At 68.9% G+C, this 12,627-nt stretch carries 12 protein-coding genes; 10 read left to right on the forward strand and 2 right to left on the reverse strand.

Translation table 11 applies throughout. The annotated features are described in order from the left end of the window. Positions 1–8: 8 nt before the first annotated feature. The 10 genes from HTA01S_RS18965 (at position 9) to HTA01S_RS19010 (ending at position 10,512) form a co-directional block, all read left to right on the forward strand. On the forward strand, positions 9–491 hold the full coding sequence (locus tag HTA01S_RS18965; protein WP_068174301.1) for a VOC family protein: 483 nt from the start codon (positions 9–11) through the stop codon (positions 489–491). 26 nt (positions 492–517) lie between these two features. After that, positions 518–1,120, forward strand: coding sequence for an amino acid synthesis family protein (locus tag HTA01S_RS18970; protein ID WP_068174302.1), 603 nt, complete (start codon positions 518–520; stop codon positions 1,118–1,120). 8 nt (positions 1,121–1,128) lie between these two features. Continuing rightward, positions 1,129–1,974: an alpha/beta fold hydrolase gene (locus HTA01S_RS18975; RefSeq protein WP_068174303.1), complete on the forward strand. Its 846-nt coding sequence runs from the start codon at positions 1,129–1,131 to the stop codon at positions 1,972–1,974. A gap of 4 nt (positions 1,975–1,978) precedes the next feature. Beyond that, positions 1,979–2,275, forward strand: coding sequence for an NIPSNAP family protein (locus HTA01S_RS18980; protein ID WP_068174304.1), 297 nt, complete (start codon positions 1,979–1,981; stop codon positions 2,273–2,275). Positions 2,276–2,299: 24 nt separating this feature from the next. After that, positions 2,300–3,985, forward strand: a complete 1,686-nt coding sequence (locus tag HTA01S_RS18985) for a bifunctional 3-(3-hydroxy-phenyl)propionate/3-hydroxycinnamic acid hydroxylase (protein ID WP_084236276.1) — start codon at positions 2,300–2,302, stop codon at positions 3,983–3,985. A gap of 41 nt (positions 3,986–4,026) precedes the next feature. Further along, positions 4,027–5,001, forward strand: a complete 975-nt coding sequence (locus HTA01S_RS18990; protein WP_068174305.1) for a Bug family tripartite tricarboxylate transporter substrate binding protein — start codon at positions 4,027–4,029, stop codon at positions 4,999–5,001. A gap of 26 nt (positions 5,002–5,027) precedes the next feature. Next, on the forward strand, positions 5,028–6,455 hold the full coding sequence (locus tag HTA01S_RS18995) for an NAD-dependent succinate-semialdehyde dehydrogenase (protein ID WP_068174306.1): 1,428 nt from the start codon (positions 5,028–5,030) through the stop codon (positions 6,453–6,455). Between the two features lie 30 nt (positions 6,456–6,485). Further along, positions 6,486–7,934, forward strand: coding sequence for an NAD-dependent succinate-semialdehyde dehydrogenase (locus tag HTA01S_RS19000; protein ID WP_068174307.1), 1,449 nt, complete (start codon positions 6,486–6,488; stop codon positions 7,932–7,934). Positions 7,935–7,996: 62 nt separating this feature from the next. Continuing rightward, positions 7,997–9,454 carry an aldehyde dehydrogenase family protein gene (locus HTA01S_RS19005; protein WP_068174308.1) on the forward strand — a complete coding sequence of 486 codons (1,458 nt, stop codon included), beginning with the start codon at positions 7,997–7,999 and terminating at the stop codon, positions 9,452–9,454. A gap of 59 nt (positions 9,455–9,513) precedes the next feature. Then, the gene (locus HTA01S_RS19010; RefSeq protein ID WP_084236278.1) at positions 9,514–10,512 is read left to right on the forward strand and encodes a helix-turn-helix domain-containing protein; all 999 of its coding nucleotides are present in this window, start codon (positions 9,514–9,516) and stop codon (positions 10,510–10,512) included. Here HTA01S_RS19010 and HTA01S_RS19015 read toward each other — a convergent pair. Together HTA01S_RS19015 and HTA01S_RS19020 are read right to left on the reverse strand one after the other, a co-directional pair. Then, the gene (locus tag HTA01S_RS19015) at positions 10,499–11,188 is read right to left on the reverse strand and encodes a TorF family putative porin (protein ID WP_169804794.1); all 690 of its coding nucleotides are present in this window, start codon (positions 11,186–11,188) and stop codon (positions 10,499–10,501) included. The two genes, HTA01S_RS19010 and HTA01S_RS19015, sit on opposite strands and share 14 nt — an antisense overlap. 137 nt (positions 11,189–11,325) lie before the next feature. Beyond that, positions 11,326–12,429 carry an ABC transporter substrate-binding protein gene (locus HTA01S_RS19020; protein ID WP_068174311.1) on the reverse strand — a complete coding sequence of 368 codons (1,104 nt, stop codon included), beginning with the start codon at positions 12,427–12,429 and terminating at the stop codon, positions 11,326–11,328. Between the last annotated feature and the right edge of the window lie 198 nt (positions 12,430–12,627).

Genomic DNA, 12,627 nt, shown 5'->3' on the forward strand with positions numbered 1-12,627 from the left:
ACCTGGGCATGAGCACCTCATCGATCAACGTCAAGCCGCGCATCCTGCGCACCCACCTGGCGCTCTACGTCAAGGACCCGGAGGCCAGCGCCCGCTGGTACGAGGACGTTCTGGACATGGAGGTCACAGCACGCGAGCCGCGCTGGGTTTTCATGTCGTTCGGCAAGAAGCACCACGACATCGCCCTGATCAAGGCCGACCCGGCCGTGTTGCGCGCCATGCAGATCGGCGAAATCAACATGCAGCACTACGGCCTGGAGATCGACGGCGACCTCGACGAACTGCGCCGCCTCTACGGCATGTTGCTGGCCAAGAACGTGCCCGTGGTCAAGACCACCGACCACAAGGTGGGCTACGGCCTGTACTTCACCGACCCCGACGGCCACCGCTTCGAGTTCTTCCTCGAAACCGTGCACGACGACGAAGAAGGCAAGCGGGTGCTGGGCCAATACAACGCGCCCAGCGACCCCTTCGACCTGCAGCCCCTCTGATCCATTCCCTCACCAGAAGACCCCTCATGAAGTCCCCGAATTTCGGCATCTTTCACATCCGCAAGTGGTTCCTGCAGGTGGAGGACAGCCTGGCTGGCGAGACCGGCGCCCCCGCCGACGGCGCGCCGCTGCGCAAGATCGTCATCGCCGCCTGCATCCACAACCCCTACGCTGGCCGCTACGAACAGGACCTGAGCGCCTGGATCGAAGGCTCGCCCGAGCTGGGCCGCGAGTTCGGCCGCCGCATCCAGGAGGCCGCCGGCCCCCAGAAGATCGAGAGCTACGGCAAGGCCATCCTGGTGGGCCTGGACGGCGAGTACGAACACGGCAACGCGCTGCTCACCAACCCCGCGGCCGACCCGATCCGTGTGGCCCTGGGCGGCGGCAAGGCCTGGGTGCCGTCCACCGGCAAGCGCGGCGTGCCCGGCACGGTGCTCGACATCCCGCTGGCCTACAAGGACGCGCTCTACGTGCGTTCCCACTACGACACGGTGAGCGCCAGCTTCAACGACGCGCCCAACCGCGACGAGGTGCTGGTGTGCTGGGCCTTTGCCACGCGCGGCCGGCTGAATGCGCGCCTGGGCGGGCTCAAGGCCGCCGACGCCAAGGGCCTGGACGGTCTGGTCTGAGCACCACGATGGAACGCCGCGACCACACCGTGACCAGCGCCGGCCTGCGTCTGCAGGTGACGCAGTGGGGCGCTCCGACGGCCCGCCCGGTCGTGATGCTGCACGGCATCCGCGGCTACGCCGAGACCTTCGCCGGCGTCGCCGCGGCCCTGCAGCCCGACTTCCACGTGATCGCCTTCGACCAGCGCGGACGCGGCCGCTCCGACTGGGACCTGCAGCACAACTACTACACCGATGCTTATGTGAACGACCTGGCGGCCGTGGTGGAAGCGCTCGGTTTGGACCGCTTCGACCTGCTGGGCCATTCCATGGGCGGCATCAACGCCATCGTCTACGCCTCAAGGTATCCGTCGAAGGTGAACCGCCTGCTGGTGGAAGACGCGGGGCCCGGCGCTTTCGAGGCCAGCCCCGGCGCGATCCGCATCCGCCGCGAACTGGCCACCACGCCCAGCCACTTCGCCACCTGGGACGAGGCCCGCGACTTCATGCGCGCGCTGCGCCCCAGCGTGACGGAAGAATCGCGCGAGCAGCGCCTGCAGAGCATGTTGCGCCCGGCCGATGGCGGCGGCTTCACCTGGCGGTACGACCACGTGGGCATTGCCGCCACGCGCCTGAACCCCGACCCGGCCCGGGTGGTGGACCTGCGTCCGCATGTGGCGGCGCTGGCCTGCGAGACCCTGGTGGTGCGGGGCGGGAACTCCGACTACCTGCAGCCGGAGATGGTCGACGAGATGCAGCGCCTGAACCCACGCATCCGCAGCGCCGTGGTGCCCGGCGCGGGCCACTACATCCACGACGACCAGCCCGCACTGTTCCATCCGCTGGTGCGCGACTTCCTGCTCCCCACCCACTGAACCCATGCTTCACGAACTCAGAACCTACACCCTGGTGCCCGGCGGCGTGCGCGAGTACCTGCGTCTCTACAACGAGGCCGGCCGCGCCGTGCAGACCGAACTGCTGGGCCGCCTGGTCAGCCTGATGCAGCCCGAAAGCGGCGACCTCAACCAGCTGATCTACCTCTGGGCCTTCGACGACTACGAAGACCGCCGCCAGCGCCGGGAACGGCTGATGGCCGACGAGCGCTTCACGGCCTTCCGCAAGTCGGTGCGCCACCTGCTGGTGCAGCAGGAAAGCCAGCTGCTGATCCCGGCCTGAACACCCTTTGGGGGAGACAACACGATGAACACAACCACAAGCACCGAAGTGCTGGTCGTCGGCGCAGGCCCGGTCGGCGTGTCGATCGCCAACCTGCTGGGTCATTACGGCGTGAAGACGCTGGTGGTGGACCGCAGCCCCCAGGTGCTGGACTTTCCGCGCGCCGTGGGGCTGGACGACGAGGCCCTGCGCACCTTCCAGGCCGTGGGCCTGGCCGAGACCATGCTGCGCGACATGATCCAGAACGTGCCCATGCGCATGTACACGGCCGACAAGCGTTGCTTCGCCGAGATCCTGCCCAGCACGCGCGAGTTCGGCTGGTTTCGTCGCAACCTGTTCTCACAACCCTTGGGCGAACAGACGCTGCGCAAGGGTCTGGAGCGCTACCCCCACGTCACCACGCGGCTTGGCGTGGCGCTGCAGTCCATCGAGCAGGATACCGACGGCGTGACCGCGATGCTGCAGGCCGAGGACGGCAGCACCACCACCGTGCGCGCGCAGTACCTGGTGGGCGCCGACGGCGCGCGCAGCACGGTGCGCGAAGGCCTGCTGAAGATTCCCTACGAGGGCCAGACCCACCCCAACAAGTGGGTGGTGATCGAGTGCGACCAGGACCCGCTGGACGCGCCCTACACGGCGCTGCATTGCGAGCCGCGCCGCCCCTACGTCTGCCTCCGTCTGCCGTACGGGCTGCGCCGCTGGGAGTTCATGCTGTTCCCGGGTGAAGACGGCGAGTTGATGCTCGCGCCCGACAAGGTGCTGGACCTGCTGCGCAACCACGTGGCCGACCCCAGCCGTCTGAACGTGATCCGGGCCCGCGTGTACACGCACAACTCGCGCGTGGCCAAGTCCTTCGTCGCCGGTCGGGTCTGCATCGCGGGCGATGCCGCCCACATCACGCCGCCGTGGATCGGGCAGGGGCTCAACGCCGGCCTGCGCGATGCGTTCAACCTGTCGTGGAAGCTGGCCTGGATCGTCCAGGGCCGCATGAAGCCCGAGTTGCTGCAGAGCTACCACGACGAGCGCCACGCCCACACCAAGGCCATGATCGACCTGGCCGACCTGTTCGGCGCGGTGCTGTCGCAGCGCAACCGCTTCGTGGCCTGGATGCGCGACAAGTTCTTCCTCTCCATCCGCAACGTGCCCAAGTTCCGGGACTACGTGCTGCAGATGAAGTTCAAGCCCATGCCCCGGTTCTCCACCGGCGTGGTGCTCAACAGCGGCAAGGCCGCGCAGGACGAGTTGGTGGGGCGCATGTTCATCCAGCCCAACGTCGAGCGCACCCTGGGCACCAGCGAGAAGCTGGACAACGTGATCGGTGGCCGCTTCGCGCTGCTGTCCTGGCGCGGCGATCCACTGGCGCAGGCCCCCGCCGAACTGCTGAACCAACTGCTGGCCCTGGGCTGCACGCGCCTGGTGGGCGTGCGCGCCCGCAGCGGGGCCAGCGAACCCGGCATGTCGGCGGCCAGCGCCGAGGTGACCGTGGTGCAGGACCTGGAGAACGAACTGCAGCTGTGGTTCCAGAAACGGAACGTGGATTGGGTGCTGCTGCGGCCGGATCGCTTTGTGGCCGCCGCTGGGCTGGCCGCCGACGCGCCTGCGCAGCTGCGCCGCTTCTGCGACCTCGTGCTGCCCGCGTCCGCCCTCGTGGCCCGACCCCTGGGCAACGCCCCGGCTCCCGCCACCGCCGAAGCACCGGTGGCGGTGTGACGCGCCTTCCTCTCCATCAACCAACCAAAAGGACGATCCCCATGAACCTCTTCAAATCGTGCGTGCTGGGCAGTGTGATGCTGGTGGCGGGCCTGGGCGGCGCCCATGCACAGGCCTGGACCCCGTCCACCGTGCGCATCGTGGTGCCGTACCCGGCCGGGACCGAGCCCGACGTGCTGGCCCGCGACATCGGCAACGCCCTGTCCAAGCAGACCGGCAAGACCTTCGTGGTCGACAACAAGCCCGGCGCCAACTCGATCATCGGCACCGACGCGGTGGCCAAGGCGGAGCCCGATGGCGCCACGCTGTTGATGGTGGACCGGCTGGCCCTGGTGACCAACCCCATGCTGTATTCCAAGCTGCCGTACAAGTGGGAGGAGGCCGTCAAACCCGTGACCGATCTGGCCCGCGTGAACCTGATGCTCGGCGTGCGCGCCGGCCTGCCGGTCAAGACCTTCACCGAGCTGGTGGCCTACGCCAAGGCCAACCCGGGCAAGCTCAACGTGGGCACGGGCGGCAACGGCCATGTGACGCATATCGGCATGGAGATGCTGGCCAAGGCAAACGGCTACACCCAGACCTATGTGCCCTACAAGGGCATCGGTCCGGCCATCACCGGCCTGGCCGGCGGTGAGGTGGACGCGGTGATCGCGGGCGGCGTCGCGCTGGCGGCGCAGGCCAAGTCCGAGCGCGTGCGCCTGCTCGCCATCGGCGATGAGCAGCGCGCGGGCTTCGCGCCAGAGGTGCCCACCATCACCGAAGCCGGTGGCAAGGCCGGTTCGATCCCGTCCACCGTGTTCGCGCTGTTCGCCCCGGGCAAGGTGCCCGACGCCGTCATCACCCAGATCCACCAGGCGGTGGTGCAGGCCGTGGCCGGTTCGCCGATGAAGGCCAACTACGCCGCGCGCGGGCTGGAGGTCGGTACCTCGAAGCCGGCCGACACCCTGGCGTCCATGAAGCAGGAGACCGTGAAGTACGAGCAGGTCATCCGCGAGGCGGGCATCAGGATCGAATGACGACGGCGCAGCCAACGAAAGACCCCATGTACCCCACGCTCACCCTTTACATCGACGGCCAGTTCATGGAGGCCGGTGCCCGCCAGACGCTCGCGGTGACCGACCCCGCCACGCTGGAACGCCTGGGCGATCTGCCCTGCGCCACCGCGCAGGACCTGGACGCGGCCCTGTCGGCCGCTGAACGGGCCTTCGCGCAATGGCGGCACGCCTCGCCGATGGACCGTTCAGCCATCCTGCGCAAGACCGCCGAGCTGCTGCGCAGCCGTGTCGAGGCCATCGCCCACGGCATCACGCGGGACAACGGAAAGCCCCTGGCCGATGCCCGGGCCGAGGTGCTGAACAGCGCGGAACATGTCGAGTGGCATGCCGAAGAATGCCGCCGCATCTACGGTCGGGTGGTGCCTTCGCGCGACCCGCGCGTGCGCCAGCTGGTGATCCGCGAGCCGGTGGGTGTGTGCGCCGCGTTCAGCCCCTGGAATTTCCCGCTGGGGCAGGCGATCAAGAAGGTGTCCGCGGCCATCGGGGCGGGCTGCACCCTGATTCTGAAAGGGCCCGAGGAGTCGCCGAGCGCCATCGTCGAAATGGCGCGCGCCTTCCACGACGCCGGTCTGCCGCCCGGCGTGTTCAACGTGGTGTTTGGCCATCCTGCGGAAATATCGAAGCACCTGATCGAATCGCCCGTGGTGCGGCAGGTGTCCTTCACCGGCTCGGTGCCGGTGGGCAAGCAGCTCGCCGCGCTGGCCGGCCAGCACATGAAGCGCGTCTGCATGGAGCTCGGCGGTCATTCGCCGGTGCTGGTGTTTGATGATGCCGACGTGGACGCCGCGGCCGCGCTGCTGGCGCGCATGAAGACGCGCAACGCGGGGCAGGTGTGTGTCTCACCGTCGCGCCTGTTTGTGCAGGCTGGTGTGTACGACCGTTTTGTGGCGCGTTTCGTGGACGGCATCGAGTCGATACAGGTCGGCAACGGCATGGAGCCCAGCTCGCAGATGGGGCCGCTGATCCACGACCGCCGCCTGCAGGCCGTGCGTGAGCTGGTGGACGATGCCACGCGCTCCGGCGGCCGGCTGCTGACCGGTGGCGCGCGCCTGGGTGAGGCCGGCCACTTCTTTTCGCCCACCGTGATCGCCGATGTGCCTGCCCACGCGCGGATCATGAGCGAGGAGCCTTTTGGCCCGGTGGCGTCGGTGGTGAAGTTCGACAGCACCGAACTGGCGCTGCGTTTGGCCAACAGCGTGCCCTATGGCCTGGCGTCCTACGTGTTCACCGAGTCGCACAAGACCGCCACCCAGGTGATGAACGGGCTGGAAGTGGGCATGGTCAACATCAACCACTCCGGCATGGCCCACCCCGAGCTGCCCTTCGGCGGCGTAAAGGACAGCGGCATCGGCAGCGAAGGCGGCACCGAGACCTTCGACGGCTTCCTGGTGACCAAGATGGTCACTCAGATCTGATGTCTTCTTTTCCCCTCAACCGGTTCCCCCATGCTTGAACTCAAAGATCCTTCCCTGTTGCCCGGCCGGTGCCTTGTCGGCGGGCAGTGGTTCTCCGGCACCGCGCACATCGAAGTGAGCAACCCGGCGACCGGTGCGGTCATCGCCACCGTGCCGCGTCTGGGCGCCGCCGAGACCCGCGAGGCCATCGAGGCCGCGAACCGCGCCTGGCCGGCCTGGCGCGCGCGCACCGCCAAGGAACGGTCAGCGGTCCTGGCCCAGTGGTACGCGCTGATCATGGCGAACCAGGACGACCTGGCCCTGATCATGACCAGCGAACAGGGCAAGCCGCTGGCCGAGGCACGCGGCGAAATCGCCTACGCGGCGTCCTTCATCCAGTGGTTCTCGGAAGAAGCCAAGCGCGTGTACGGCGACACCATTCCCGCGCCGGTGGCCTCGCAGCGCATCGTGGTCATCAAGGAGCCCATCGGTGTTTGCGCTGCCATCACGCCCTGGAACTTTCCTGCCGCGATGATCACGCGCAAGGCCGGCCCCGCACTGGCGGCCGGTTGCACCATGGTGGTCAAACCTGCCAGCCAGACCCCGCTGACCGCCCTGGCGCTGGCCGTGCTGGCCGAGCGTGCGGGCGTGCCGCCGGGCGTGTTCTCGGTCGTCACCGGCTCGGCGCGCGACGTGGGCGACGAACTGGCCGACAACCCCCTGGTGCGCAAGCTCTCGTTCACCGGCTCCACCGAGGTGGGCCGCTCGCTGATGGCGCGCACGGCCGCCACGGTGAAAAAAGTGTCGATGGAGCTGGGCGGCAACGCGCCCTTCATCGTGTTCGAGGACGCCGACCTGGACGCCGCGGTCGAGGGCGCCATTGTCTCCAAGTACCGCAACGCCGGCCAGACCTGCGTCTGCGCCAACCGCCTGTACGTGCACAGCAAGGTGTATGAAGCCTTCGCCGCCAAGCTGGCCGTGGCGGTGTCCCAGCTCAAGGTGGGAGAGGGCACCGGCGCCGACGTGCGCATCGGTCCGCTGATCGATGACAAGGCCGTGTTGAAGGTCGAGCAGCACATCGCGGACGCCGTGGCCAAGGGCGCGCGCGTGCTCAGCGGCGGGCGGCGCCACGCGCTGGGCCAGAGCTTTTTCGAACCCACCATCCTGGGCGATGTGACGCAGGACATGCTGGTGGCCCGCGAAGAAACCTTCGGCCCGCTGGCCCCGCTGTTCCGCTTCGAGACCGAAGACGAGGTGGTGGCCATGGCCAACGACACCGAGTTCGGCCTGGCCAGCTACTTCTATGCGCGCGACCTGGGCCGGGTCTGGCGTGTGGCCGAGCGCCTGGAGTACGGCATGGTGGGTGTGAACACCGGCCTGATTTCCAACGAGGTGGCGCCCTTCGGCGGCGTCAAGCAGTCCGGCATCGGGCGCGAGGGCTCGCACCTCGGCATGGACGACTACCTGGTCGTCAAGTACATCAACATGGCCGGCATCTGAGCCACTGCGCGGGTGCAGCCACCCGCGAGCGAATCAACACAACAAAGGAGACTTCCATGAATATGAAAACAGTGGTCACGCTGCACAACTTCATCAACGGCCAGTACCAGGGTGCCCGCTCGGGCGCAACCTTTGAGAAGCTGGCTCCCGCCACCGGCGGCCTCTGCGCGACCGTGAGCACCTCGGACGCCGACGACGTCGACACCGCCGTGGCCGCCGCCCGCCAGGCTCTGCGCCAGGGCCCCTGGGCCACGATGCCGGGCCAGGAGCGCGGACGCTGCCTGTCCCGCCTGGCCGACCTGCTGGAGGCCAACGCCCCGGCCTTCGTGGCCACGCTGGCCGAAGAGCAGGGCCGCCCCGCCTTCGACATGACGGTGATGGACCTGCCGATGTCGGTCGACACCCTGCGCTACTTCGCGGGCTGGGCCGACAAGCTCGAAGGGCGCACCGTGCCCACCGCCGGGTTCATGGGCCGCCAGATGCTGCACTACACGCGCCTGGAGCCGGTGGGGGTGGCGGCCCTGATCGTGCCCTGGAACGCGCCGCTGATGATCGCGGTTTGGAAGCTCGCGCCCGCGCTGGCGGCCGGCTGCACCGTGGTGATCAAGACCTCGGAGGACGCGCCGGTGGCGGTGGGCCAGCTCGGCCGCCTGGTGGCCGAGGCCGGCTTTCCGCCGGGCGTGGTCAACATCGTGCACGGCATGGGCGCGGAGGCGGGCGCGGCGCTCACGGCGCACCCCGACGTGAGCAAGATCAGCTTCACCGGCAGCACCGGTGTGGGCCGCATCATCGCCCGCGAGGCGGCGGCCTCTTTCAAGCGCGTCACCCTGGAACTCGGCGGCAAGGCCGCCCAGATCCTGCTGCAGGATGCCAACCTCGACGAAGCCATTCCCGGCGTCGCCATGGGCCTGTTCGTGAACCAGGGCCAGACCTGCGCCGCCGGCTCGCGCATCCTGGTGCACCGCTCCCTGCTGCCGCAGGTGGAGCAGGCGCTGGCCGCGGCCGCCGAATCGGTGCGGCTGGGTGGGGCGCAGGTCGAGGGCGCGCAGATGGGGGCACTGATCAGTGCGCGCCACCGCGAGCGCGTGCAGGCCTGCATCGACACCGCGATCTCCCAAGGCGCGCGGCGCCTGAGCGGTGCCGGCGGCGAGCTGCCTGCCGAAGGCTTCTTCATGCGGCCGACGGTGTTCACCGACGTGACTCCCGGCATGCAGATCGCCCAAGAGGAGGTGTTCGGGCCGGTGGGCGCGATCATCCCGTTCGACACCGAGGCCGAGGCCATCGCCCTGGCCAACGACAGCCGCTACGGTCTGTCCGCCAGCGTGTGGACGCGCGACGTGTCGGCCGCGCACCGCGTGGCCGCGCAGCTCGAAGTGGGCGCGGTGGCCATCAACTGCTGGAGTCCGCTGGACGCCCGCCTGCCCTGGGGCGGCACCAAGGACAGCGGCATCGGCCGCGACCTCTCGCGCAAGGCGCTGGACGCCTACCTCGAAGAAAAAGTGATCTCGCTCGCGCTGTAAGCCGCGCCGCCGCCACTGCGTCTGCCACCGGTCCTTCGGGACCTTCGCCGGGTCGTTCCATGAACGTCGATGTGCGCCATTTCAACGATGTGAACCTGCACGCCCGGGCCATCCCCGGCTGGGCGCAGGACTACGACCAGCTCGGGCGCGGCGCGCTCAGCAGCAGCCTGCAGCAGGTGTCCACCGGCAGCTTCCTGGTGTTCCGGGAGGTCTTCAACCGGCAGGTGGTGCAGTGCGGCAGCTGCCCCGAGCAGCGCCTGTGCCTGGCCGTCTCGGAGGTCGCACCGGAGGCGGCGTCCACCGGTTGGTCACGGCACCCGCTGTCGCAGGTGGTACTGCTGCGGAACCGGGAAGAGTTCCTGCTGCACGCGCCGCAGGGGCTGGTCCTGGTGGCGGCCAATGTGGACCACGAACGTTTCCTGCAACTGGCCGACCTGCACCTGTCGGACGAGCAGAAGGCGCTGGCGCGTGGCGCGCGCAGCCTGGTGGTGGCCGACGCGGCGGTGCTGCGTTTGCGGCAGGTGATGCAACAGGTGCTGGCCCTGTCCTGCGGGCAGCCGCCGAGAGATGTGCCGACCGATGCGCTCGACCGCGCACTGGACGAGTTGGTGCTCAACGCCTTCCTTGACCTGTTCGACGCGGTGGACGGCACCCGGGCCCCGGCGCGCTGCGGCGGGGCGGTGCGCAGCTACATCGTGCGGCGCAGCCGCGCGCTGATGGAGGAGGGCGGCGGCGGCGCGATGAGTGTGCTGGACCTCTGCGCCCGGCTGCGGGTCAGTCGCCGCACCCTGCAGGCCTGCTTCCAGAGCGAGGCCGGCATCGGCCCGCTGGAGTACCAGCGCAACCTGCGGCTCAACGCGGTGCGCCGCCGGCTGGGCCAGACGACGGCGCAGGCGCTGCCGGTGGGGGATGCCGCGGCCGAGATGGGGTTCTTTCACCTCAGCCACTTCGCGCGCCACTACCGCGAGCTGTTTGGCGAGCTGCCCTCCGACACCCTGCGTGCGGATGGCCGGCCCACGGTGGCCTGGTCAGACCACCGCGCGCTCAGAAGGTCTTGACCAGACCGACCACCAGGCGGGTCTTGCCCGCCGGGCCGGTCTTGGCGGTCTCGGCACCGCTGATGCGGCCGGAAGCCATCAGGCCCGAACCCAGGTCGTAGACCAGACCCAGGTGGGCGTCTTTGGCGCTGTCCATGTTGTGGCGGTTGCGGAATCCCACACTGGCCTCCAGGGTCAGCTTCTCGCTCAGTGGCTGCGCCAGCGAGAGCGCCAGACGGGCCGTCTTGTTGCCGTTGCCGAAGCCGTGGCCGTACTGGGCCGAGAAGATGCCGTGGCCCAGGCGAACGTACCACTCGTTGGCGTTCCAGCTGTTGTCTTTTGGGTAGACGAAGCGGATGGCGCCGATGTCGTAGCGCCAGCCCTGACCGAATTCGCCGCGGTAGCCGCCGTACAGGTCGATCTCCAGGTCGGCCTGGCCCTGCGCGCCGAACTTTCCTGTGGAGTTCCAGTTGCCCACGTAGAGGCCGTTGCCGAAGTCATAGTCGGCGCCGCCCTGCAGGGCCGGGCGGGCGTTCTTCGGGGCGCGAACGTCCTGGTCGATGCCGTTGAACTTGTAGAGCGAGGTCAGGCCGATGTTGTAGGAGACGCCTTCGGCGGCGGCCGGGGCGGCGATGCACACCAGCGCGACGGCGGCGGCGAGGGGGCGGATGAAGTTGTTCATGTTGTCTCTGTTCATGTTGTCTCTGTTTTGGGAGTGGTGGGATATCCCCCTTGCCTTGCGCAGACCGCCGGCACGGGGCGGACCGGATTCTGGAAGCTGGGTTCGAAATCGGTGAGCCCGAAATGGCAGTGCTTCGCGGACCGCCATTGCGCTCAGTAGCGCAGGCGCCCGCCGAAGGTGACGATGCCGATGTCCAGGAAGTCCAGGCCGACGTGGTCGGTTTTCGAGAAGCTGGCCTTGAGGCCGCCGAGGTCGAACGGGCTGCGCTGCTCCAGCGCGTCGCGCAGGCCCGCGGCCGTCACCGGGCGGGGCGTCTGCCGCAGCGCCTCCACCAGCAGGTGCGCGGCCAGGAAGCCTTCGAGCGACAGCGTGCCGAGCCGCGCGTCTTTGGGCGCGTACTGCTTCATTTGGACCTGGTAGTCGCGCACGGCGGGCAGGGCGCCGCCGAAGGGGTTGGGCACCACCTGCGTCACCGTCATGCCGCGCGAGGCCGCTTCCCCCGCGTGCTCGAACAGCCGGCCCGACTCGTTGTAGGACGCGCCATACACCGGGGTGAACACGCCTTTGCTGCGCAGGTGCTTGAGCAGCTTCGCGGTTTCTTCCACCGGCAGCATGGAGACGATGGCGTCGGCGCGCGCCTGCGCCACTTGCTCGAATGGTTTGTCCAGCCGGCCGCTGCTGGCGGCCACCGGTGCCCGGGCGAGTACCTCGATGGCGGGCTCCCGCGCGGCGGACTGTTCGAAGTACCTCACCTCGCCCAGGGTGGCGGGGTCGTCCCAGTGCACCAGGGCCACCTTGCGCAGCCCGACGGTGCGCAGCTGCTGGGCCAGCTTCTCGTACTCGCTGTTCTCGCCCTGGGTCAGGTGGAACACGTGCGACCGGGTGGGGGTGCGCAGCTGCGCGGCCGCGGGCGAGGTGCCGATCAGGGGAATGCCGAGCCGGCCGAAGATGTTGGCCTCCAGCGTGGCCACGATGGTTTCGGGACCGATCAGGTACAGGAAGGCCACCGGGTTCAGGCTGGCGGCGGCCTGTTCGATCTGCTTGAGCGCCTGCGCCGGGTTCGCGGCATCGTCCAGCGAGACCAGGCGCACGGTGTCGCCGCGGACGCCGCCGGTGGCGTTGACGTGGTCCAGGTGGGCCAGCATGCCCGTGCGCAGCTCGTTCGTGTAGTGCGCCAGCTCGCCCTTCTGCGGTGCCACCTGTACCACCACCAGTTCGGCGGCGTGGGCCGCATGCGTGAGCAGGGCGGCGGTCATCAGGCACAGGGCCCAGACAGGTCGGGTCCACCCTCTTGCGGTGGGGCGGGAATGTGGCGAAAAGTGGGGGTCGTGGCGCACCGAGGTTCTCCTGTCTGCTTGTGGGTCGGCGCATGCTAGGGGCCGGCCGGCAAGGCCCAGTAGCCCGAATCGGCATGGGCCGGCGGGCGACAGACCCGCACCGCATCGGTGCGCAAA

This window comes from Hydrogenophaga taeniospiralis CCUG 15921 (assembly GCF_001592305.1).
GTDB lineage: Bacteria > Pseudomonadota > Gammaproteobacteria > Burkholderiales > Burkholderiaceae_C > Hydrogenophaga > Hydrogenophaga taeniospiralis.